This is a genomic window from Paenibacillus silagei, assembly GCF_017874735.1.
Taxonomy (GTDB): Bacteria; Bacillota; Bacilli; order Paenibacillales; family Paenibacillaceae; genus Paenibacillus_AQ; species Paenibacillus_AQ silagei.
Genome location: NZ_JAGGLV010000007.1, coordinates 200,589 through 224,358 on the forward strand (window position 1 = coordinate 200,589; position 23,770 = coordinate 224,358).

General features: G+C 52.4%; 21 protein-coding genes. 13 read left to right on the forward strand and 8 right to left on the reverse strand.

The features are described 5' to 3' along the window. Positions 1 to 36: 36 nt before the first annotated feature. Genes J2Z70_RS12915 through mnhG form a run of 6 tightly spaced genes read left to right on the forward strand, consistent with a single transcriptional unit; the run spans position 37 to position 5,850 of the window. Positions 37 to 2,901, forward strand: coding sequence for a Na+/H+ antiporter subunit A (locus J2Z70_RS12915; protein WP_209873383.1), 2,865 nt, complete (start codon positions 37 to 39; stop codon positions 2,899 to 2,901). Next, positions 2,901 to 3,236 carry a Na(+)/H(+) antiporter subunit C gene (locus tag J2Z70_RS12920; protein WP_036729053.1) on the forward strand — a complete coding sequence of 112 codons (336 nt, stop codon included), beginning with the start codon at positions 2,901 to 2,903 and terminating at the stop codon, positions 3,234 to 3,236. The genes J2Z70_RS12915 and J2Z70_RS12920 overlap by 1 nt, the downstream gene beginning before the upstream one ends. Next, complete coding sequence (locus J2Z70_RS12925) at positions 3,233 to 4,714, forward strand: Na+/H+ antiporter subunit D (RefSeq protein ID WP_209873386.1); 1,482 nt, start codon at positions 3,233 to 3,235, stop codon at positions 4,712 to 4,714. Before J2Z70_RS12920 ends, J2Z70_RS12925 begins: the two co-directional genes overlap by 4 nt. A 2-nt stretch (positions 4,715 to 4,716) precedes the next feature. Next, on the forward strand, positions 4,717 to 5,196 hold the full coding sequence (locus tag J2Z70_RS12930) for a Na+/H+ antiporter subunit E (protein WP_209873388.1): 480 nt from the start codon (positions 4,717 to 4,719) through the stop codon (positions 5,194 to 5,196). Next, on the forward strand, positions 5,193 to 5,486 hold the full coding sequence (locus J2Z70_RS12935; protein ID WP_209873390.1) for a Na(+)/H(+) antiporter subunit F1: 294 nt from the start codon (positions 5,193 to 5,195) through the stop codon (positions 5,484 to 5,486). Before J2Z70_RS12930 ends, J2Z70_RS12935 begins: the two co-directional genes overlap by 4 nt. After that, on the forward strand, positions 5,461 to 5,850 hold the full coding sequence (gene mnhG, locus J2Z70_RS12940) for a monovalent cation/H(+) antiporter subunit G (RefSeq protein ID WP_209873600.1): 390 nt from the start codon (positions 5,461 to 5,463) through the stop codon (positions 5,848 to 5,850). The genes J2Z70_RS12935 and mnhG overlap by 26 nt, the downstream gene beginning before the upstream one ends. Before the next feature lie 67 nt (positions 5,851 to 5,917). Here mnhG and J2Z70_RS12945 read toward each other — a convergent pair whose 3' ends face one another. Beyond that, positions 5,918 to 7,171, reverse strand: a complete 1,254-nt coding sequence (locus J2Z70_RS12945) for an MFS transporter (protein ID WP_209873392.1) — start codon at positions 7,169 to 7,171, stop codon at positions 5,918 to 5,920. A 174-nt stretch (positions 7,172 to 7,345) separates the two neighbouring features. After that, a complete protein-coding gene (locus J2Z70_RS12950) occupies positions 7,346 to 8,227 on the reverse strand; it encodes a LysR family transcriptional regulator (protein WP_209873393.1) in 882 nt (293 codons plus the stop codon). Between the two features lie 98 nt (positions 8,228 to 8,325). On the opposite strand from J2Z70_RS12950, the gene J2Z70_RS12955 reads away from it, so the two are divergent. The 5 genes from J2Z70_RS12955 (at position 8,326) to J2Z70_RS12975 (ending at position 13,399) form a co-directional block, all read left to right on the forward strand. Beyond that, a complete protein-coding gene (locus J2Z70_RS12955; protein ID WP_209873396.1) occupies positions 8,326 to 10,185 on the forward strand; it encodes an FAD-dependent oxidoreductase in 1,860 nt (619 codons plus the stop codon). A gap of 79 nt (positions 10,186 to 10,264) precedes the next feature. Further along, positions 10,265 to 11,374: a metallophosphoesterase gene (locus J2Z70_RS12960; RefSeq protein ID WP_209873398.1), complete on the forward strand. Its 1,110-nt coding sequence runs from the start codon at positions 10,265 to 10,267 to the stop codon at positions 11,372 to 11,374. Between the two features lie 145 nt (positions 11,375 to 11,519). Next, positions 11,520 to 11,906 (forward strand): GntR family transcriptional regulator, encoded by a 387-nt coding sequence (locus J2Z70_RS12965; protein WP_209873401.1) that lies wholly within the window; start codon positions 11,520 to 11,522, stop codon positions 11,904 to 11,906. Then, complete coding sequence (locus J2Z70_RS12970; RefSeq protein WP_209873404.1) at positions 11,896 to 12,759, forward strand: ABC transporter ATP-binding protein; 864 nt, start codon at positions 11,896 to 11,898, stop codon at positions 12,757 to 12,759. Before J2Z70_RS12965 ends, J2Z70_RS12970 begins: the two co-directional genes overlap by 11 nt. A 1-nt stretch (position 12,760) precedes the next feature. Beyond that, positions 12,761 to 13,399, forward strand: a complete 639-nt coding sequence (locus J2Z70_RS12975) for an ABC-2 transporter permease (RefSeq protein WP_209873406.1) — start codon at positions 12,761 to 12,763, stop codon at positions 13,397 to 13,399. Between the two features lie 33 nt (positions 13,400 to 13,432). On the opposite strand, the gene J2Z70_RS12980 is transcribed toward J2Z70_RS12975, so the two are convergent. Together J2Z70_RS12980 and J2Z70_RS12985 are read right to left on the reverse strand one after the other, a co-directional pair. Further along, entirely contained in the window at positions 13,433 to 14,791 is a 1,359-nt protein-coding gene (locus J2Z70_RS12980; protein ID WP_209873409.1) for a cryptochrome/photolyase family protein, read from the reverse strand. 34 nt (positions 14,792 to 14,825) lie between these two features. Next, positions 14,826 to 15,356, reverse strand: a complete 531-nt coding sequence (locus tag J2Z70_RS12985) for a MepB family protein (protein ID WP_209873412.1) — start codon at positions 15,354 to 15,356, stop codon at positions 14,826 to 14,828. Between the two features lie 161 nt (positions 15,357 to 15,517). Between J2Z70_RS12985 and J2Z70_RS12990 the strand changes: the two genes are divergently transcribed. Continuing rightward, entirely contained in the window at positions 15,518 to 17,443 is a 1,926-nt protein-coding gene (locus tag J2Z70_RS12990) for a serine hydrolase domain-containing protein (protein WP_209873415.1), read from the forward strand. Between the two features lie 138 nt (positions 17,444 to 17,581). Here the strand turns inward: J2Z70_RS12990 and J2Z70_RS12995 are convergent, their stop codons facing one another. Beyond that, positions 17,582 to 19,870, reverse strand: coding sequence for a preprotein translocase subunit SecA (locus J2Z70_RS12995; protein ID WP_209873417.1), 2,289 nt, complete (start codon positions 19,868 to 19,870; stop codon positions 17,582 to 17,584). A gap of 159 nt (positions 19,871 to 20,029) precedes the next feature. Then, positions 20,030 to 20,803, reverse strand: a complete 774-nt coding sequence (locus J2Z70_RS13000; protein ID WP_209873420.1) for an SDR family NAD(P)-dependent oxidoreductase — start codon at positions 20,801 to 20,803, stop codon at positions 20,030 to 20,032. A 127-nt stretch (positions 20,804 to 20,930) separates the two neighbouring features. Between J2Z70_RS13000 and J2Z70_RS13005 the strand changes: the two genes are divergently transcribed. Continuing rightward, the gene (locus J2Z70_RS13005) at positions 20,931 to 21,767 is read left to right on the forward strand and encodes a helix-turn-helix transcriptional regulator (RefSeq protein ID WP_209873423.1); all 837 of its coding nucleotides are present in this window, start codon (positions 20,931 to 20,933) and stop codon (positions 21,765 to 21,767) included. A 73-nt stretch (positions 21,768 to 21,840) separates the two neighbouring features. Here J2Z70_RS13005 and J2Z70_RS13010 read toward each other — a convergent pair whose 3' ends face one another. Both J2Z70_RS13010 and J2Z70_RS13015 read right to left on the reverse strand, forming a co-directional pair. Then, positions 21,841 to 22,764 (reverse strand): carbohydrate ABC transporter permease, encoded by a 924-nt coding sequence (locus J2Z70_RS13010; protein WP_036729010.1) that lies wholly within the window; start codon positions 22,762 to 22,764, stop codon positions 21,841 to 21,843. Positions 22,765 to 22,781: 17 nt separating this feature from the next. After that, the gene (locus tag J2Z70_RS13015; protein WP_342549508.1) at positions 22,782 to 23,744 is read right to left on the reverse strand and encodes an ABC transporter permease; all 963 of its coding nucleotides are present in this window, start codon (positions 23,742 to 23,744) and stop codon (positions 22,782 to 22,784) included. Between the last annotated feature and the right edge of the window lie 26 nt (positions 23,745 to 23,770).

Consider the following 23,770-nt stretch of genomic DNA (forward strand, 5'->3'; position numbering starts at 1 on the left):
TGTTCACAACCTATACCACTGAAGGGAAAAGGAGGCTTGCCTTTGCTGCATATAACCGTTCTTGTTCCGTTTCTTATGGCCCTGATGATAGCGCTTCTACGCGGGAGGGTACGCAAGCTCCATAGAGGATGGCTTGTACTGGCCGCACCGCTGATGTTATTTATCTACTTCTTTACCCGTATTCCGGTCATCAAGGGAGGGGATCTCGGATATGAGACATTGTCATGGATTCCTTCCCTTGGGATTGATCTGGTCTTCCATCTGGATGGATTAAGCCTGCTGTTCGCCTTGTTAATCACGGGAATGGGCACCCTGGTCTTTATCTATTCCATCTTTTATCTGGACAAACGCAAGGAAGAGCTGACTCCATTCTATGTGTATCTGCTGCTGTTCATGGGAGCTATGCTGGGAGTCGTCCTATCTGATAACCTGATGGTGTTATACGGATTCTGGGAGCTTACGAGTGTCTCATCCTTCCTTCTGATTGCCTACTGGCACCGGAGACAGAAATCACGCTACGGCGCGCAAAAGTCGATGCTGATCACTGTCTTCGGCGGTCTGGCGATGTTCGCAGGCTTCCTGATGCTGTATGTGATGACAGGTACCTTCAGCATCCGCGAGATCTGGAGCCAGGTGGGCGACATCAGCGGACAAACGCTGTTCATCCCCGCAATGCTGCTTATTCTGCTGGGTGCCTTCACCAAATCGGCCCAGTTTCCGTTCCACATCTGGCTGCCTGATGCAATGGAAGCGCCGACTCCGGTCAGTGCGTATCTGCATTCAGCAACCATGGTCAAAGCCGGTTTATATCTGGTAGCACGGTTCAGCCCGGTGTTTGCGGGGCAACATGAGTGGTTTTGGATAGTGTCGGGCGTCGGCCTGATCACCTTGATCTATGGATCGATCCAGGCGATGAAGCAGACGGACCTGAAGGCTCTGTTAGCTTATTCTACAATCAGCCAGCTCGGTCTGATTATGGGATTACTCGGCATGGGATCGGCAGCTTCCTTTTATACAGGGGAACAGGCTGTATTCTATACCGCCGCAACAACGGCAGCACTCTTTCATTTAATTAATCATGCCATATTCAAAGGTTCGCTCTTCATGGTGGTCGGAATTGTCGACCATGAGACGAATACCCGTGATCTGCGCAAGCTGGGGGGGCTGGTGTCTCTGATGCCGGTAACCTTCACATTAGCGCTGATCGGCAGCTTCTCAATGGCGGGTCTTCCGCCGTTTGCCGGATTCCTGAGCAAGGAAATGTTCTTCACGGCTGTGCTGAATATCAGACAGCTGGATATCTTCAGCCCCGGGGCCTTCTTTACCATATTCCCGGTGCTGGCGTGGATTGCAAGCATATTTACCTTTGCATACAGCATGATTATGGTCTTCCATACCTTCTTCGGTAAATATCAGCCGGAGAAGCTGGACAAAAAACCGCATGAAGCGCCTTTCGGCCTTCTGCTTCCGCCGGTAATCCTGGCACTGCTGGCCGTTATCACCGGCTTCTTCCCGAACATACTGTCGGGGACACTGATCGTTCCGGGGATGAATGCCATTCATCCGGAGCTTGCAGCCAGCTCGCCTTTTTACGTCAACATCTATTTCTGGCACGGGTTCACCGCCGAGGTCTGGATGACGCTGGGCGTGATCCTTCTCGGGATTATCGTATACCGCGTATATGGCCGGTTCAGCCTTGTGGATAAGGAATGGCGCAGCGGCCTCACGCTGACACAGGTATATGACGGGAGTATCCGGCTCGTGGAAGGACTGTCCCGTGCGGTGACAGGGCTATACATGACCGGTTCGATGCGTCATTATCTGATGTATATTTTCACCCTGATTATCGCCGTAGTAGGCGGTACTATGCTGTATTCGGAGGGCATTACGTTTGGCCAGGGGAGCTACGCTCCGGTCACCTTCTTTGAAGTTGTTGCCGTACTGGTCCTGCTGACCGGTGCGCTCGCCATACCATTCGCGAAGTCCAGAGTCTCGGCGATTCTGCTTACCGGAATGGTCGGTTACATGGTGACGCTATTGTTCATCCTGTTCCGCGCACCCGATCTGGCCCTCACCCAGATGATTGTTGAGGTGGTCTCGGTCACGCTGTTCCTGCTCTGCTTCCGGCATCTGCCGAAGCTGAAGCGGGAGAAGGTCAAGCTGCGGGTCAAGGTGCCGAGGCTGATCATCGCCTTAGGCTTCGGGATCACGATGACGCTGGTGGCGCTGGCCGCGCTAGGCAGCAGTCCGTTCGAGTCTATCTCAACCTACTATGTGGAGAATAGTTACAAGCTTGGCGGCGGCAAGAACATTGTCAATGTGCTGCTGGTGGACTTCCGCGGCTTCGATACCATGTTCGAAATTACGGTGCTGGGTCTGGCGTCGCTGGCCATCTACTCGATGATCAAGCTGCAGCTGGATCAGGATCATACGCCTGTTCTGACCAGAAACAAACCGGAGGAGAGCACGCGCCGCTATACCCGCAGCAATGATGTATTGCTGCAATCTGTGGCAAAGGTAGCCTTCGTGATCATCATCACTTTCTCCCTGTATTTGTTCTTCGCGGGTCATAATCAGCCGGGCGGCGGCTTTATCGGAGCCTTGATGGCTGCTGCGGCGCTGGTGCTGATCGCGATTGCCTTCGGTACGGAGTTTGTGGAGAAGGTGCTGCCGGTCGATTACCGCAAGTTAATCGCAGTCGGGATTATGATCGCTTTTCTCACCGGAATCGGTTCCTTTGTCTTCGATGCTCCGTTCCTGACCCAGGCCTTCGGTTACTTTGAACTGCCGGTCATGGGCAAGACGGAGCTAACCACGGCGATGCTGTTCGATCTGGGAGTCTACCTCTCGGTGATTGGTGTCACGATGAATATTATCTTTACGATCGGGAGGGATAACTAATGGAGATCCTTATTGCCCTGGCGATCGGTGTCTTGTTTACCGTAGGTGTCTATCTGGTCCTGTCCAAAAGTCTGCTCCGCATCCTGCTCGGGACGACGCTGCTGACTCACGGCGTTCATCTGCTGCTGCTGACGATGGCGGGCCTGAAGACGGGCGCTTCACCTCTGCTTGGCGAGAAGGCGGACAGTTATGTCGATCCGCTGCCGCAGGCGCTTATCCTGACTTCCATTGTAATCAGCTTTGGGGTATCCGCGTTCTTCATCGTTCTGGCCTACCGGGCTTACCGCTCGGCGGGAACGGATGATGTGGAAGGAAGCAAGGGGGAGAGACCATGAACAACCTGCTGGTACTGCCTTTGCTGATCCCGGCCTTTACGGCGGTCATCCTGATTTTTCTCAAGGAACAAATTAAGCTGCAGCGTATCCTCAGTGCCATCAGTGTGCTGGTGAACATCGCAGTAGCGCTTATCATTATATACCAGGTCCATACGGATGGGATTCAGACGCTGTATATGGGAGGCTGGATTCCGCCTTACGGCATCGTTTTCGTAGCTGATATGTTCGCAGCGCTGCTTGTCTTGACGGCTGCGGTGGTAGGGGCAGCTTGCCTGTTCTTCTCTTTTGCAAGCATCGGTGAGGAGCGGGAGCGGTTCTACTACTATACATTCTTCCATTTCCTGCTCACCGGTGTGTTCGGCTCGTTCCTGACGGGTGACCTGTTCAACCTGTTTGTCTGCTTCGAGGTGCTGCTGGTTGCTTCCTACGCCATGATTGTTCTGGGTGGAACCCGGATACAGCTGCGCGAGACGCTCAAGTATATCCTTGTCAACGTAATTTCCTCCACCTTGTTCGTAGCGGCGATTGCTTATCTGTACGCGGCGACAGGCACGCTTAATATGGCTCATCTGGCCATCCGTGTGGGAGAGGCCGGGCAGGGCGGAGTCATGAATGTGATTGCCGTACTCCTGCTGCTGGTGTTCTCGCTCAAAGCAGGCCTGTTGCTGTTCTTCTGGCTGCCGGATTCGTACAGTGCTCCTCCGCAGGCGGTAAGGGCATTGTTCGGCGCACTGCTTACCAAGGTGGGGCTGTATGCCATCACCAGAACGTTCTCACTGATTTTTGTCCATGATATGGGCCTGACCCATTCGCTGATCGGCTGGATGGCAGGGGCCACTATGATTCTTGGAGCCATAGGGGCACTCGCCTATAATGATCTAAGCCGGATCTTTAATTATAATATTGTCATCAGTGTCGGCTTCATCGCTTTCGGTATCTCTGTGGCTACCCAGGATTCGCTGAGCGGGGTCGTATTCTATCTGATGCATGATATGGTTGCCAAGGCACTGCTGTTCTTCCTGGGCGGGCTGATTGTCGCAGCTTCGGGGACGGAGCAGCTGAGGCTGATGGGCGGTCTGATCCGCCGGTATCCGTGGACGGGCTGGATGTTCTTCGTCCTGACGCTGGCGCTGGTCGGCGTCCCTCCGCTTAGCGGTTTTGCCGGGAAGGTCATGATGGTCCGCAGCGGCTTCGGAGAGCAGCATACCGCACTTGCGCTTATCGCTCTGGCTTCCAGCTTCGTCGTCTTGTATTCGCTGATCAAAGTCTTCCAGCAGGTATTCTGGGGAGGCGAGAAGAGCGATGAAGAAATCCGTCCTCTGCGCTACAAAGCTATGATGGTACCGGCTGCGGCGCTGTTTGTGCTCGTCATCCTGATGGGCATCGGCGCCGAGTGGGTGAACGGCTATGTGGGGCAGGCCGGCGCAGTCCTCGCTGATCCGGCAGCGTACATTAATGCTGTCATAAGGAGTAGATGAAGATGGCCTTTCAAATATTATTGAATCTCATGATCGCCTTCCTGTGGATGTTCCTGAATAATGACTGGACGGCCTCCGGCTTCATCATCGGCTATGTGCTAGGGGTGGCCGTGCTGGTGGTTATGCGGCGCTTCTTCGACGGACGGCTGTACCTGGGTAAAATATGGGCAATTCTGAAGCTGGTGGCCTTGCTGCTGCGGGAGCTGGTGGCATCCAGTTATGTAGTGGTGAAGGCGGTTCTTCGCCCGAATCTCAATATTCGCCCGGCTATCCTGATGTACCATACGGAGCTGGAATCGGACTGGGAGGTGGCGGTGCTGATTACTATGCTCTGCCTTACGCCGGGTTCCGTCGTGCTGGAGGTGTCCAAAGACAACCGGACCTTATACATTCATGCCATGGACATACAGGATGTGAAGCAGTTCGATGCGAATATCCGTAATACCTTTGAACGCGCGATTCTGGAGGTGACCCGTTCATGATTCAATCGATTCTTATGGTGGCGCTGTCGATCATGGTCATCTCCATTGCTATCTGTGCCTGGAGGCTGGTCAAGGGGCCGTCACTGCCTGACCGGGTAGCCGCACTCGATACCATCGGTATCAATCTGCTGGCGATGGTCGCCGTTCTCTCGGTCCTGTTCAAGACGCAAGCCTATATAGAATATATTCTGCTGATTGGAATCCTCTCTTTTATCGGGACGATGGCCTTGGCCAGATATATCGAAAGGGGGGTGGTGTTTGAACATGGACCTGATCAAGACGGTCATTGAGTATGTGTTTGTCTTGCTGATTCTGACCGGAGCCTTGCTTAGCGCAGTCAGCTCTGTAGGTCTGATCCGCTTGCCCGATGTCTACTTAAGATCACATGCCGCCGCCAAAAGTGCTACGCTCGGTGTGCTCTGTGTACTCAGCGGCGCATTCCTCTATTTCGCCTTCTTCCTCGATTTCATCAGTGCGAAGCTGCTGCTTGGAATCGTGTTCGTATTCATGACTTCTCCGCTCTCTGCTCATCTGACCGGCCGGGCGGCCTACCGCTCCGGTGTTCCGCTCTGGAGCCGCCGCGTCCAGGATGATCTCAAGGAGGCGCTGGAGAAGGAGCAGGAACAGGTGAAGGCTGATTCATCCTCATCATAGATTAGTATAAAAGCACAAACAGGGATGCCCAACGGCCGTAATTGGTCCGAGGAGCATCCCTGTTTGCTTACTGCTGAGCTTGCTGCGGAACAGTGTCTTTGTATGCCGTCTGTCTGCGGTACAGGTGCAGAAGCACATACGAGGCAACGAACGCTGCGGTTACCAGCCACAGCGGAATTCTCGGGTCGAGCTTGTATGCCCAGCCTCCGATAATCCCCGCAGGTGCGGTGAATACCAGGATCAGGACCGACAGCATGGAGAACACCTTGGCCCGCTTCTCATCATCAATGGCGTTCTGCACGGCTGCCTCCAGATAAGGAGAGCTGATCATCAGGCCTACGGCTGCCAGAATGGTGCTCAGCCCGATCCAGACGAAGCTCGCTGATGGGTATAGAACCAGCATGGCATTCGACAGAGCAGATAAACCGAAGCCTGCCATCATGGCTCGGCTTTCGCTCTGATCCGGGATTCTGGGCATCAAGAGCCACAGGGTCAGCAGCATAATGACAGAGGACACCGCCGGGAACATAGACAGGATGCCGCTGTCCAGCTGGATGTAATCTGCCAGATAGAGGTACAGGTAGGTACTTTTCAGCGTAGCCTGGAAGTTGAACAGAATGTATACGCCGAAGATCAGCAGCAGATTGCGCTCAGCCCCCAAATCACGGAAGGCGCCGCCGTATTCAATCATACTCTCTCTAAGGCCGAGCTCCCGGGTCTCCTGCCTTTTGCGGATGCCTGCCTCGGTCTCCCGGGTAGTCAGATGACGGCCCACGAACTGGAAGGTCATGAAGAGGAAGGCCAGCACGTACATGATTCTCATGCCCGTGACCATTCCATACTGGTGGACAAGCAGACCGCCCAGCGGTGCGAACAGGCCTCCGATCACCCCGATGATCTGCAGTAATGTGAATACATAGGTCCGGTCAGAGGGTCGGGTATCTTCAACAATCAGGCAGTAAAAGGCGATATGAGGCACTCGCTGGAAGCCGTTAATCACTGCAGCTGCGGCGAAAAACCACAGATTCTGTGAGAAGGCCCATAACAAGGTGGCGAGGCTCCAGCTAAGCAGGTCAAAGTACAGAATAGCTCTTTTGCGTCCTAGCCGGTCTGTTAAGTATCCGCTGAGCAAAGAGGAGAATACCTGTACTAAGAGTCCGATGGTTGTTATCCAGCCGATGTTCAGCTCGGTCAATCCAAGCTCATACATGTACAGGGTGGCATAGGTAGAGAACATGCTGTAGGGAATCAGGAAAAAAGGCTCAAAGGTCAAGCAGCCCCGGCTGTTTCCCTCCAGCCGCGGAAAGAAAGGTTTTGCCATGATGAAATCCTCCAGGGAACCGTTTCAGGTCAGGTTATTTTCCATAATGGAATAGATGCTTTCTATATTGGAATTGTTTGTATGGCGACGGCGCGTTTAGAATGTAATCATGCCTTGGCGCCTAAGGTACATTTTATTTCCGAAGGAGAATGTGAAATTTGTTACAATCCAAGTTCAGGATGATGATTGAATTACATAGTCCATAAATGCCGTGACGCTCTCCGTATTCTGTTTATTCTTGGGATTCACCATGGCAAACGAGCTAAGAACCGGATGGGCCAGCGGCACGATGCTAAGCTTGGGATGATCCACATAACGGGCAACTTGATTCATCAGCAGGGTTACGCCGAGATTCTCGGCGACGAGCTCCATAATGGTCTCAATCCGGCTGTTGGTGAAGAGTACCTCAGGCGTGAAGCCGGCCTTGCGGCACTCTTCCACACAGGTAGTATAAATACCCGAAACCGAGTTCAGCAGAATGAATTTGTCGGTCTGCACCCGGGCCAGCTCCACGGAGGCTTGATCTGCCAGGGGGTGATCCTTGGAGACTACCAGCACTAAGAAGTCATCCACCAGCGGATGAACCTCGGCGATGCCCTCCGGAATATAGTTAGTGCGCATGAATGCTACATCCACCTCGTCATTGCGGAGCATGGATACAATGATATCATTTTCTTTTTCAATCAGATGCAATTTGATATGCGGATACATTCCTGTAAACCCGGCTATGATTGAAGTCATGCCATATTGTGACATCACGGGAATGGTTGCAATGGATATATGGCCTGTTTCGAGCAGCTCATGCTTCTTCATGTTCGACATCATCTCATTGTAATTGGCCAGAATCTTCTCGGCATATACTACGAACTCTTCTCCGGCAGGCGTCAGGCTGATCGTCCGTGTCCTTCGGTCGAACAGCAGGGTGTTCAGCTCGCCTTCCAGGGATTTGATCTGTTTGGATATCGCGGATTGGGTGATGCACAGCTCATCCGCTGCGCTGGAGAAGCTCAGGTATTTACGAATTGTCAAAAAATATTGAAGCTGTGCAATAGTCATGGGTGATCATCCTATCTGAAGGTATAGTGGGTTCTGAAGTAGAGTGGCGTATCGCGACCTTTATATATTAACAAAAATGGTTCCAAGAAGGAGTACTAATGAGGAAAAAGAATGTAAAGAAGATGCTGTCGGTTATGCTGTTGGTGTCATTGGTGATCTTATCTGTGGCAGGATGTTCAGGTACAAAAAATGAAGATAGTTCTAAAGGTGCCGGGGGCATCACCTATAAGGCCGGAACCTATACAGGATCTGCGGACGGGAAAAACGGTGCGGTGCAGGTGGAAGTTACCTTCTCGGAGCATGCCATCGATGCTGTGAAGGTAGTAAATTTCAAGGAAACCGAAGGGGTCAGTGACGCATCCGTTACCAAGATTCCGAAGGCTATTGTCGATAACCAGTCCTTGAAGATTGATGCCGTCTCCGGGGCAACCGTCACGAGTGATGCGATCCTGGCCGCCGTCGCCGATTGCGTAACCCAAGCCGGTGTAGATCCGCTGGTTCTGAACAATGATGTGAAGAAAGTGGAATCGACCGAGGTAGAGGACTTAACGACAGATGTAGTCGTCATCGGCGGCGGCGCGGCAGGCATGTCCGCTTCCCTGCGTACAGATGAGCTTGGACTGAAGACCATCCTGCTGGAGAAAATGACTTACATCGGCGGGGCCATCTCGATCAGCGGCGGCAATCAGGTGGTTGGACTCTCCAAGCTTCAGCAAGATGCTGGAGTTACCGACGACAGTGCCGACAGCATCGTGACGGATTTCCTTGCCAACGGGGGCAATAAGAACGTTGCCGAGTTATTGAAGCTGTTCGCAGCCAACGTCGGGCAGACTACAGACTGGCTGAATCAATATGTGGGGATTAAATACGATATGGCAGGCGGACTGCATAAGCTGGCAGAGTACAGTCATGACCGGGAGCTTGCCTACGATCAAGGCGGACCCGGATTCGCCAAGCAGGCCCGCCAGAAGGTCGAAGAGTCGGGTGTGGAACTGTACCTGGAGACCAGAGCAGAGAAGCTGGTTACAGATGATAGCGGAGCTGTTACAGGTGTCGTTGCCAAAGACGGCACCGGGAAGACCTACAATATTACAGCTAAGGCAGTGATTATGGCTACCGGAGGTTATGGTAATAATAAAGACCTGCTCTCCGATCAGTTAAAGACCGCTCTATACTATGGTCCGACCTCCTCGACGGGAGACGGAATTGTAATGGCCAAGGGTGAAGGCATCGATGCCGCAACCCGCCTGATGGAGTACGGGAAACGTTACCCCAATGGAGTTGAGGTATCCGAGGGAATTGCGAAATCTACCATTGTCGGCAATATCGCTGCATTCAAAAAGAGCGGAATTCTGGTGAATAGTGCCGGAGATAGAGTAGTGAATGAGAAATCCAGTAATCGCAGCATTCTGGAAGTGGAACTTACGCAACAGAAACAGATGCTATACTTGCTGATGGATCAGGCAACCTTCGATGTGTTCAAGACCAGTCTGGGCGAAGCAGGAATCTCACAGGGTGATATTGAGACATGGCTGAAGAACAATGGTTCAACTAAGCCGTATTTCTTCCATGCCGAGACGGCTGAAGCGCTGGCAACGGCTGCCGGAATGGATGCTGGTGCGCTGCAGAACACCATTAACCGCTATAACAGCTTCGTTAAGGCCCGCAAGGATGAGGACTTCGGGCGTTCAGCGGATTACATGAAGGAATCCATTGGATCAGGCCCTTACTATCTGGTAGAGCAGAAACCGCGTTTCGCTACAACCATGGGGGGACTGGTTGTGAACGCGGACTTTGAAGTCCTGAACACGAGCAGCCAGATTATCTCCGGACTCTATGCTGCAGGCGAGGTTGTTGGCGGTGTCATGGGAGATGACTCCCCCTCTGGCGCCAATAATGCCTGGGCATTGACCTCCGGGAAGCTGTCAGCAGAGGCAGTGGTTGATAAGCTTAAATAAGCCCGGCTGTCCCTATAGTGGAAAAGACCAAGGTGCCATGAGATAATATGTTATCCGAAAATTAGATAAGGTGGTTAACATGTTTATCATCATTGGGCTAGTATTCATTGCTTTATACGCGTTAATTGTCTTCTATATCGGCTGGAGCGGCTGGGGCTGGATCAAGCCGGTCGTCTCCGGACGGTTCAGGCTGTTCTACATCATTGCGCTGATCTTCCTGGCCAGCTCGCTGATTCTCTCCAGAGTGGTGGCGGGGTCAGCGGTCTTAAGTGTCATTGGCAGTTACTGGCTGGCCGTATTCAGCCTGCTGCTCATGCTGCTGCCGCTAGTGCATCTTATGGTCTGGCTCACGAAGCTAGTCAGGCTGCCACGCCGGGCCGTTCAGAAGTGGTCCGGTATTCTAACGCTGGTGGCGCTGGTGAGCCTGCTCGGGTATGGAAGCTATAATGCATACAGCCCGGTTGTGCGTTCCTACGAGGTACAGATTGACAAGCCGGGTCCGGCCAGTGGTAAGCTTCATATCGTGATGGCTTCGGATATGCATTTCGGTTATTTATCCGGCAAACGCCATGCGGAGCGGATGGTACAGGAGATTAACGCCTTGCACCCCGATCTAATACTGCTCCCGGGCGATATCGTGGATGATGATGTCAGGCCGTATAAGGAGAAGGGACTCGGCGCTGTGCTGGCGAAGCTTGAAGCTCCGCTCGGAGTGTATGCTTCCCTGGGGAATCATGACCGGTTCAAGGGCGGGACGGAGGAGATCATCAGCCTGCTGAAGGAGAGCGGGATGCAGGTGCTCTATGATGAAGACGTCGAGGTGGGCGGCTGGCTGACGCTGATTGGACGGAAGGACTACAGCGATAAGGAGCGGGCCAAGCTGGCTGATCTGACCAAGGACATAGATCATTCCAAGCCGGTGTTCATGCTGGAGCATCAGCCGGTGGAGTTCGGGATTGCGCAGGAGCAGGGCGTGGATTTGATGGTCTCCGGCCATACCCACCGCGGGCAGATCGCGCCAGCCAACCTGATCACTTCCCGGGTGTTCGAGAATGATTGGGGGTACCTGAAGAAGGGGCAGCTTCATACCATCGTGTCTTCAGGCTATGGCTTCTGGGGTCCGCCGATCCGCATCGGGTCGCGCTCAGAGGTAGTGTCCATTCAAGTTCATTTCTCGAATGCACAATAAGTAATGTGGAAGGGCTGACCTTAAGCTGGGGTTGGCCCTTTTTTGTATGTCTTAAGTGTGGTTATTTAGCAGGTTTACAAAAAATAAGAAATCAGTTATATTGTACTGGTACAATAAGTACACTGTTCGCGCAAGGAGGTAGCGTGTGGAGATCATCATCAGTAGTAACAGGAACAAGCCCATTTATGAGCAGATCACCTCGCAGATCAAAGGCAAGATTATGAGCGGAGAGCTTCAGGCAGGAGATCCCATTCCTTCGATGCGCGCCTTAGCCAAATCCATTCAAGTCAGTGTCATCACCGTACAGAAGGCGTATGAGGATTTACAGCGCGATGGATTCATCGAGACGACGGTCGGGCGCGGAAGCTTCGTCTCGGCCGTGAACCAGGATGTTTTTCAGGAAGAGCAGCAGAAGAAGGTGGATGAGCACCTAATGAAGGCAGCCGAAATCGCCCGTGCAAGCGGAATCACACTAGAACAGATGGTAGATATGCTCACTATCTTGTATACGGAGGGAAACCATGAATCTTAGTTTGGAAATCACCGGACTGACCAAGTCCTATGCCGACTCCGGCTTTATGCTGGACAATGTATCATTAGCAATTCCCAGCGGAACCATTATGGGGTTCGTGGGGGAGAATGGAGCAGGGAAGACGACAACAATCAAATCTATTCTGAACACGGTTCAGATCGACAGCGGTACAATCCGGCTGCTGGGCAAGGAGATGACGGATAGGGATACTGCATTACGCGAAGACATCGGGGTTGTGCTTGATTCAGCTAATTTCTCGGCGATATTGACCCCCGGCAAGCTTGCTAAGGTAATGCGCGGAATCTACCGGCAATGGGATCAGGAGCTCTATGTGAGGCTTACGGACAAGTTCGCCCTGCCCATGAATAGGAAGATCAAGGAATTCTCCCGGGGCATGACGATGAAGCTTGCCATAGCCGCCGCCATGTCGCATCATCCCAAGCTGCTGATCCTCGATGAAGCGACCTCGGGACTCGACCCCATTACCAGAGAGGAGATTCTGGAGGTATTCCTGGAGTTCGTTGAGGACGAGCATCACGCCATACTGATGTCTTCTCATATCACAAGCGATCTGGAGAAGATCGCCGATTATATCACCTTTATTCATCAAGGGAAGATCATTCTGACTGCGATGAAGGATGAACTGATCTATGACTACGGCGTGGCCCGCTGTACCAGCGACCAGTTCCGGCGTATTGCTGAAGGTGACAGGCTGGCTTACCGGGTGAAGGAGCATCAGACCGATGTGCTGGTGAAGGACAGAAGAGGCTTCGGGCAACAATACAGCGGGATTATGGTGGATCAGGTATCCATTGATGAAATTCTGCTGCTTCTGGTAAAGGGGGAGAACTAATATGCGAGGGCTGCTGTTAAATAATTATTACTCACTGCAAAATAACATCAAATCCTCCCTCGGCATTGCGCTGCTTCTGTCGCTGGTTTCCTTTGCCGGGGTGGATCATAGCGTACTGAATGCAGTCATCGCGGCGCAGATTTGGATTTTTGTGTTGAGCATCGGGGCCTCCCTCCAGATGGATGAGGCTTCTAAATGGAACCGGTTTGAACTCACCATGCCGATCAGAAGGAGAACGGTCATCCATGCGAAGTACCTGTCCTTCCTGATGTTAATGCTCATGGGCACCGCTGTAAGTTTGGTTACTCTGGCATTAACCTATGTAAGCAAGGGAGACATAGCACATTTGAACCTGTCCACCGGGTATACCTTCGGTTTATCTTTATCTATCTCCACCCTGGCGATCTATTATCCGGTCATTCTTAAATTCGGTGTAGAAAAAAGCGAGCAGATGTTCATGGTATCGGTAGGGCTATCGATGGGCCTCCGGTTTCTGGTATGGATGCTGCTGAACCTGTATATGGACGATGTGAACTTTAATGGACCAGAGACCGGGTACGGCGCTCTATTGTTGGCGGTTCTTTTGTTCGCTGCGTCTTATGTGGCGGCCGTGCGGATTCACCGGAACAAAGAATTCTGATCCTGCTGTAAGCCGGTGGCTTCCTCGGCTTCCTCAGCTTTGCCGGCTCTGCATGATCTCCTTGTAGACTTCGATGGCGTATGCCCGGGACCGCTTCAGATCCACAATGGCATCTTCATCGGGCAGGTGGATGTCCTTATCAGACCAGTCTGCGCGTTCCGGCAGCCAGGTACGGATATAGCTGCCGCTCGGATCATGGGTCTGGGATTGGGTGACCGGATTCATCACCCGGAAATAGGGAGAGGCATCGAAGCCGAGCGAAGAGCTCCACAGCCAGCCGCCACGGTTCTGGGCGTTGTCGTAATCGCTTAGCTTCAGCCGGAAATAACGCTCGCCATAGATGAAGGGACAGCCTAGATTCTTCGTCAGGAACATGGCCGTTATCATCCGCAGCCGGTTAGGCATCCAGCCGGTTGCGTTCAACTGGCGCATAGCTGCATCGATGACCGGAATGCCGGTCCTTCCCTGAGCCCAGGCCTCGAAGTGCTGTGTCCCCAGCGCAGAGAGATCATATACATTCTCATAATTGAAGAAATCCCGGTCCAGCCGTGCTTGACCCAGATAGAAATCCCTCCAGGCTAACTGTCTCAGCCAATCTTCGCCAATATCCTCTTCTTCAGTAAGTCTGCTATATAGTGTCCGTGCCGAGATCGCTCCCGTATTCAAATGCCTGCTGATCCGGCTGGTCCGTTCCTGCGCATAATGATCCCGGTTGACCTTGTAATCATTCAGATCCGCATGCAGGAAATTCTCAAACACATGATCCGGGTTCATCTGCTCTGCGGCGGGAGCCAGCGCTGTAAGCTCCCGGGCAATCGCTTCGGGAAGCTGGAAGGCGTCTGCGAGCTGCGGGTGAAGAGCAACGGTTCGCAGACTACTTAGCCCGGCAGCGTACGGCGGCCGAAACCGCTGAGCGAGAAAAGCACGCCAGCGGCGGTAGAAGGGAGTAAACACCTTGAACGGCTCACTCCGGCCGCACCAGTCCATGAATGCTTCCAGATCACAGAGCATGCTGTCATGCCGGGCATGGAACCGGAGGTTCAGCGCATAGGCGGTATCCTGCAGGAGCCGGTCTCTGGTGAGCGCATAAGGGGTATAATCCGCATGGATGCTGACTTCCTGGATAGGATGTACCCCGGCCAGACGCTGTAAGATCGCCTCCGGCTCTCCATATAGGAGATGTAGCAGCTTACCTTGTTTCGCATATTCCTGCTGAAGACGGGCAACATGCTGAAGGAAATTCTGTCCGCTATGCTCCAGATAACGCTTATTCCGGAGCAGGAACGGCTCCAGTATTAATACATGCAGCGAGTCTTCCTGCGCTGAAGCTATGGCATCGAAGGCCGGCAGATCAGAAGTCCGCAGGTCCTTGCGGTGTATGAATAGAATCATAGATGTAGTTCCTTTCCGATGCAGGTGTGATCTGTTAAATTCTAAACGGTATGGCTGGCAGATACAACTGGGTTAACCCCTGCATATGGTGAAGGTTCATGGGATCAACTATTCCAAAATAAGGGAGCTGCCACTTCTGTGTTGCTAAAGCCTGCTTATTGGTTACGGTATCCCAGGCTGGATATACCCGTATCGCCATTTTTCCCGGTGTATGATCGGTTGCCAGCACGCCATGCATTTTCAGTAGGTCCTTCGGAAAGACAAACTGTCCAAGCTCCCCGCTGACAGGATGGAAGGTGTTAATGACCAGCAAATCAGGGGCATCGGCATAGGTGAAGGCCTGGTTTTTACGCCCGGCATTTTTTTCCCACATCGCGACAAATTGACCGGTCTTCGTGGGGGTGATTTTGGCAACCCGAAACCGGACAGAAAGATCACCCAGTTGAAATAGACCGGCTCCATATTCGGCGTTCTGTGTTTCTTCACGTATGGAAGCGACAGTTAAGCGGGCCGGTGCGTACAATGCTTCATTTATATAAGCTAACGTGGTATGAAATTTATTCATAGTCTGTCCCTTCTTCCATAGAGAGGCTGATGCTGTTTCTACTATAGATACTATCAGGGAAATCGGCCTGAAGGAAATTTTCCGGTAGTCGGTCAGGTTTTTTGTTAGAATTAGGAAGGCAACAGCAACAGGATTTTACTTGACTAAAGGAGAGGTCTTATTTGTTGAAAAGAACGTTCACAATCATACTCTCGGCACTATTGCTGCTATCGGGCGGTATTACAGCATTTGCCGCAGAGCAAGGCAGCACTGGAGCAGGTGGAGCTACCCCATCCGGCATACCGTTGACCGGTTTGGAAGCTTTTGTAGATGAATATGTAAAAGAGTACATAGGAAAGCAGACCGTAGGTGCGTCCGTTGTCATGGTGAAGGATGGGCAGGTCGTGCTGTCCAAGGGGTACGGCTACGCCGACGTGGAACAACAGAGCCCCGTCTCTCCGGATACGGTCATGGAATGGGGCTCTATCAGCAAGCTCGCCGTATGGACATCCGTAATGCAACTGGCTGAGCAGGGCAAACTGGATCTGAATGAAGATATCCGTAAGCTTTTGCCGGAGCATTTCCTGACCAAGCTGGAGTATGACGAGCCGATCACCATGCTGCAGCTGATGAACCACAATGCCGGATTTGAAGAGTATATGTTCGATATGGCTTACCAGTCGCCTGAGGAAGTGCGGTCACTGGAAGAAGGTCTGAAGCTGGCTCAGCCGGCACAGATCTACAGACCGGGAGAGGTAGTCGCTTATTCGAACTACGGCAACTCACTTGCTGCCTATATTGTGGAGAGAATCAGCGGGCAGCCTTATCATGAATACGTCCAGCAGCATATTTTTGAGCCGCTGGGCATGAAGCATTCCATTGCGTATTCCGTGGTGGAAGACCGCCCGGAACTGCTGAAGCTCAAGGGCAAAGGGTATTTCTTCGCCGGACAAGGCTCCTTCAAACAAGGCTCATGGAATTATATGTCCATGTACCCGAACGGCGGAAATAACGGGACTGCGGAGGATCTGGCCAAGTTCGCCATGGCCTTCATGCCCGCAGCCGGAGAGCAATCCCCGCTGTTTCAGAAGTCCGGTACGCTTGGTACGATGCTGACCCGGAGTCATTCTGCTGCAGAAGGCATGCCGGGCATCGCCCACGGGTTCTGGGAGTATCCCGGGGCACACCGGACGCTGGGACATGGCGGGAACACGATTGCTTTTGCCACCAACCTTATGCTTGTGCCTGAAGACCGGTTTGCAGTTGTGATTATGACGAACCAGGCGGGCGAATCCCACATTGTACATGGTCTGACCAAAGAGGTAGTGGGGCAGAGAGCACAGACGGAGGCAGCGGTTCTGCCGGACGTGTCAGAGGTGGAAGGCCGATTCGTCGCGGCGCGCCGTCCCGGCCATGGCTTCATGAAGCTGTTCCCATATCTGACGATGATGAAGCTTGAGCCTCAGGGAGCAGATCAGCTTCAGGTGTCACTTGCCGGGATGAGCGGAAGCTATAAGCAGGTTGAGCCTTACCTCTATGAGAAGACGGGCGGAGATTCAGGGCTGGATGCCTGGCCGATGCTGTATGCCACAATGAAGGACGGGAAGGTAGAGGCTGTCTCGGTGTACACCTCCGATTATCTGCCGCTGTCTCCGGGCCGGTCCATGCCGTTACTAATTCTAAGTGCAGCACTTGCGGGACTGGCGATAATCTATTTCGTAATTGCTCCGTTTGTGTGGCTGGTACAGATGCTTCTGGGCAAAAGGAGAGCACAGCGTAACCGTCCTGCACCCCGATCCGCCAACCGGAAGCTGACGGCCGGACTGACCTTAACCGGTACCGGTCTGGTGGTGAACAATCTGGTGCTGGCCTTACGGATGCTTAGCAACAATGAACGTGCCTATGCGGAGGTGTATCCGCAGATAATAGTGAATATTGGGCTAACCGGACTGGCTGCACTGCTTATCGCTGCGCTGTTTCTAACCAGGAAGAGGCACCTGACTCCGTCGCCTGCTTCAACGGCCCGTTATCCTTGGTCTGTCATCGTGCCCATGGTGATGATGGCAATTCTGCTGGCCCAGCTTGTATTCTGGGAGTTCTACAGTTAAGTAGCAGGGGAAGGGCGGAACCGCATTAGTAAACGAGGAGTAACTTTTCCATTTCAATTTATATAGTCCTTAATCAAACGGCTAGGCCATCCTCCTAAGGACGGCCTAGCCGTTTCCACTTCTGCAATATGAGCCCTATTAGTATTTCGGTTGCTTAATGAAGGGGGATAGTACCTTCTGTGCAAAGGGACGAAGCCAAAAAGCTACAACGGTCGTTCCCGTCCATGAGCTGCGCTTATTCTGTAGATATTGATCATTAATGATATAAGTCCGGGTCGAAGCAGGGCTCCTAAGGCCCAGCCGTTCCCATTCAGCCGGATCATTGGACCCTCCAAGCCTGACCAGCATCGCCTCTTCCGCACGGTTGATCTTGCCCGGGATCTGATCGAACGCTCCGGTAATCTGTGTATGAAATTCATCGATCGGGCTGCGGCTGGCGATGCTCTCCAGGTGAATGCCTTCGCGGAGATAGGAGACGAAGGCCAGATGGTCAGCCCAGCATTCATCGATATAGAATAGCCGTACCCGCTGCTCCGCAGGGCTCATCGGCTGCTCGCCCAGCAGAATGCTGAGCCGCTCTGCGTAGAGAATCCGCCGCTGGTCCTCGATCATATCCGAATAACGGTTCAGCTCGTTATGGATATCGAAGTTCTGACTCATTACAATTTGCTGAATACTTGCGATTTTACGGCCAAGCAAAGGCTCTTCAATAGCTTCCTGCTGTCTGACCGCATGGGCTGGGGTAGGGGAGCTGAAGCGGCGCATCAGATCGTCTTCCAGACTGACATAGAAGACAGAAGCCCCCGGGTCGCCCTGGCGGCCGGAACGCCCGCGAAGCTGGTTGTCAATCCGTACGCTTTCGTTCACATGGGTGCCAATGACATATAAGCCGCCGAGCCGGGCGACAGCGTCTGCCTGTACCGGATCACCGCCGCCGAGCCGGATATCGACACCGCGTCCCGCCATATTCGTTGAGACCGTTACGGCGCCCAGTTCTCCGGCTCTGGCGATAATATCAGCTTCCTCAGCATCATTCTTCGCATTCAGCACCTGAGCGGGAACCCCGGCAGCCGCAAGCTCCGCAGCCAGCATGTCCGACTCCTCAACACTTGCGGTCCCGATCAGAATGGGACGGCCCTCCCTGTGAATAGAGGAGATGTCCTGCACGAGCGCCTGATATTTGGCTTCCTTGTGCGTGTAGATCCGGTGCGGGTAATCGGTCCGGATGTTCAGCCGGTTCGGCGGAATCTGTACCACCTGCAGAGCATAGATATCCTTGAATTCCATAGCGGAGGCACAGGCTGTAGCCGTCATTCCGCAGATTTCAGGATATAGGCTAATGAAGTGTTGAATAGTGATCGTACCGAGTATTTTCCCGCCTGCGGTCCATTTCAGTCCTTCCTTCGCTGTCAAAGCCGCTTGTAGCCCGTCCGGCAAATAACGGTTCTCTGCCACGCGTCCTGTATACTCTTCGATCAGCTCGATAGCACCGCCACGGACGATATAATCAATATCCTTCGTTAATAAGGTCTCCACATGCAGTGCACAATTCAGTGAGGTTAGCAGCTGACTATTCCGGCTATCATAGAGATTACCGCATCCCAGCAACTCTTCTACTTTGGCAGCACCCGCATCGTTCAGGTATACGTTCCGCTGGAATTCGTCATAATCGTAATGCTCTCCAGCCAGCAGCTGCCGGGCCAGATCCGCGTATCGCATGCCGTCGCTATGGCTGACCTCAGATTCTCCGCTGATTACAAGCGGTACCCGCGCTTCATCAAGCAGCAAGGAATCGGCTTCGTCCACGATGACGTAGTGGAAAGGGCGGTGTACCGTAGCGGCTTCCGTGAGCGCAATGGTATCTCGCAAGTAATCGAACCCTGCTTCTTTTGCCGTAACATAGGTGATATCGCTCCTGTAGGCAGCCCGTTTCTCAGTCAGACTCATGCCCGCTTGAACCGAATCCACCGATAGTCCCAGGAAGCGGTAAATGGGACCCATCCACTGCGCATCCCGCCGGGCCAGATAATCATTGAAGGTCAGCACATGAACGCCTTTGCCGGTCAGCGCATTCAGATAGGCCGGCATTACGGCTGAGAGGGTTTTGCCCTCACCGGTGTACTGCTCGATCAGCATTCGTTCATGCAGGGCGATCCCGGCCATGATCTGGACATCATAAGGCTGTAAGCCGAGTGTTCTTGAGGCAGCCTCACAGACTAATGAATAGGCATTGACAAGCAGCTCGTCCAGAGCTATGCCGGATTGGGCAGCTTGCTGGAGCCGGAAGGACTCCTCCTGAAGCTTGGTGTCATCCCATGCCTGCAAATTCCGTGTGCGGATTTGCTCCGTTTTGTCACGATAGGCTTTAAGCATATTTCGGTTATCGTATTCTCTGAAACGCTGCACGAATTTAGCGGCTATATTCATAGACAGTTCACTCCCCGTTCTCCCAACTACTAATATGAACGTCATCGGGCTACTTTACCTGTATATTATAGTCCATTACTGTTTCGGTTTACCAATGTATGGATTATAAGCTCCTGAGACAAGTATTAGCCGGATAGAATAGGGGAGGGTAAGCGGCCTTTAGGCACTCAGCCCGCCGTCTACCGGCAGGATGACCCCTGTTACGAAGGAGGCTTGATCACTAAGTAACCAGGCCGCAGCCTGTGCGATTTCTATGGGTTCAGCCGGACGCCGGAGGGGCGTTTTGGCACTGATTTGCTCGATAATCTCAGGATTGATGGAGACCCATTGTTGAATCATATCTGTCATAGTTGTGCCGGGGGCGATGGCATTGACCCGAATGCCCGCTGGTCCGTATTCGATGGCAGCTGTTTGCGTGAGGCTGTTAACTCCGCGTTTGGAGGCGCCGTAGGCACCCAAGCCGGGATTACCCTTTAAGCTGCCGACACTGCTGGTATTCACAATTGCCCCTGATCCGGAGGTCTGCAACATTGCCGTAATCTGGGCCTTCATGCACAGCCAGACTCCTTTATAGTTTACAGACTGAATCAGGTCGAAATCCTCTTCTTTCTCATCGACCAAAGAGGATATGGTGACTCCGATACCAGCGTTGTTGAAAGCGGCGTTAAGCCGGCCATACCGCCTTACTGTGGCGTTGACCGCTTCCCCAGCGCCACCCGCTTCGGCCAGATCGGCTGTGAAATATTCCGCCTGTCCTCCGGCTGCCGTAATCTCATCTTTGAGTGAACGCAGCTCAGATTCTGTCCGTGAGACGAGCATCACCGAGGCGCCCTGCATGGCAAAACACTTTGCTGCCGCAGCCCCGATCCCCCGTCCGGCACCCGTAATCATTACCACCTTGTCCTTCAATAATTGTCCCGAATCATTTGTCATGTTGATTCTCCTTTTCCCTATATATATTGATATCCTTGATCACTTTGAGTATACTTTGGCTATTGTTTTGGGAGGAGAGCCTTCTTAATGGTAGGCTTACGAGTGACAGGATAAGGGGGCTGCTTAGTTGAATGATAGTGAACGCCGTTTAGCCTTAGGGAATTTTCTGCGAAAAGCAAGATCCTCAATCTCTCCGCATGATGTCGGACTGTCTGCCGGGGGCCGCCGCCGGACACAAGGTTTACGCCGCGAAGAAGTTGCTCAACTCGCCAGTATAGGTCTTTCATGGTATACGCGGCTTGAGCAGGGACGTGATATCAGTCCTTCAGTGGGTGTGCTGGAGAGTCTGGCTTCGGCCCTTAAGCTAACCCCCAATGAGCGTCGGCATCTTTTTCTACTGTCAGGAGAGTCACTACCGCCTCAAATGACTGCTGCTGAAGAGAAGATCAGCCCGTCTGTCCAGATGATGCTGGACGAATTCAATCCGAATCCTGCTTATGTAATCGGGAGGAGGTATGATTTTCTAGCCTGGAATGCTGCAGCAGAAGCCGTATTTACGATTAGCCGGCCGTCACCTCCGCATGATCACAATCTGATGTGGCGCCAGTTCACCGACCCTGTCTGGAGGGAGGGTTCAGAGGATTGGCATGATGTCTCCCAGAGAATTGTAGCCGAGTTCCAGACATCGCGAGCCCGTTATCTGGAGGATGTTTCATTTAACCAATTAATTGCTGATCTTAAGAATGTAAGCTCAGATTTCGCAAGGATGTGGCAGGGGCACGAGGCGCCGAGCAGCCTTGACGGCTACAAGAAGCTGTATCACCCTGAGCTTGGAGTATTGGAGTTTGAACATATTACCCTCCAGTTCCCTAATGATCCAGATCAGCGGATTATGCTCTATTTGCCGGATACGGCTACGAAATCCCGTTTGGAGCGGGAGTTGATGGCAAGCAAAAGTAATTAAAAAAACAAGCGGTCTTCAGACAAGGCGGATGGCCTTCCGAAGATCGCTTGTTTATGTGCAGAGCTTTTTACAATTAGCCTTTTACCCCGCCGACAACCATCCCTTTAACGAAATACTTCTGCAGGAACGGATAGACGATGATAATCGGTACACTCGCTACAATGGTCATCGTTGCACGGATAGAGGTCGGTGTAACAGTCGCTTTATTGCCCTGCGCGTTCGCAAAGGCATCGGCTGCCGAGGAGCTGGACATCGCGGTGTTGGATGTTGACAGCATCTTCATCAGCTCGTATTGCAGCGTACTCAGGCTTGGCGTGGAGGAGTTGTACAGGAAGACGTCAAACCATGAATTCCACTGATAGACCGCTACGAACAGGGAGACGGTAGCCAGCGCCGGAACGGTCAGCGGAAGCACAATGCGCGAGAAGGTGATGAAGTCGCCTGCGCCGTCGATTTTGGCCGATTCCATCAGTCCCTCAGGCAGTGCCTCAATGAAGGAGCGGATGACGATCATATTAAATACGCCGATGATGCCCGGAATGATATAGACCCAGAAGCTGTTCAGCATGTTCAGCTCTTTGATCAGCAGGTAGCCTGGAATCAGACCGCCGCTGAAGTACATGGTGAAAATAAACGTGACGGACACAAACTTCTTCAGCTTATATTCCGGACGGCTTACCGTATAGGCCAGCATCGCTGTACAGAATACGGAGACCACAGTGCCGATTACCGTCCGTGCTGCAGAGACAAACGTTGAAAAGAAGATGTTGGATTCACTGAATACATACTCGAAGTTGCGCAGCGTCCATTCACGAGGCCAGATATAAATATCCCCGCGGACAGAGTCATTCGCTTCATTGAACGATAGAGCAAACATATTCAGGAACGGATAGAGGGTAACAATGACCAAGAGAATCATGAAGATCGTATTGCATATATCGAAGATTCGGTCACCCAACGAAGAATTCCGGTATGAATTGGTTTTGGATTTAGCCATTACTTGTGTCCTCCTTTCTAGTACAATCTGCTTTCGCCCATACGCTTGGCGATATTATTGGCTGCGATCAAGAAGATGAAGCTGACCAGCGTTTTGAACATACCTGCTGCGGTGGCTAGCCCGAAGTTATTCATCTGCATCCCGTACTTCAGTACGAAGATATCCAGATTCTCCGAATAGTCGAGGTTCATCCCGTTACCTAACAGGTACTGCGCCTCGAAGCCGGACTCCAGAATATGGCCCAGATTCATAATCAGAATCAGTACGATAACCGGCTTAATACCCGGCAGGGTAATATAGAACATTCTTTGCAGACGGGATGCCCCGTCAATCTCAGCCGCTTCATATTGAGAAGGGTCGATGGAGGTGATGGCTGCCAGATAGATGATGGTATTCCAGCCGACATTCTTCCAGACCTCCGTAACCCCGAGTATTCCCCAGAAGTACTTGCCTTCGCCCAGCCACAGAATTGGATGATCAATAAGCTGCGCTTTGACCAGCAGCACATTGATGATCCCTTCCGGTGCCAGTGCCATTTGTACAATATTGGCCGCTACGACCCAGGAAATGAAGTAAGGCAGGTAACTGATCGTCTGCACGGTGCGTTTGAAGAATACATTGCGCAGTTCATTCAGCAGCAGGGCCAGCACGATGGCTGTTACAAATCCGAGCACCAGGTTAATGGAGCTCATAACCAGAGTATTACGAAGGACGCGATAGAACTGCTGTTCCTGGAACAGGAATTTGAAATTGTCCCAGCCGACCCACTTCTGATCGAACAGATCCTTGGCTGGCTTGAATTTCTGAAAAGCAATCGTCCATCCCCATAGCGGGAGGTATTTGAATACAATCACCCATAACAGAAAGGGCAATGACATCAGCATCAGCATTTTCTGTTTAGATAGCTCTTTAAAAAAGGTTTTGAAGCGCGAAGTACCGGTATTATTCGATTTTGCCAACTGCACAGCGGTTTTTCCCACCTGTACCGTCCCCTTTCCAAGCTCCA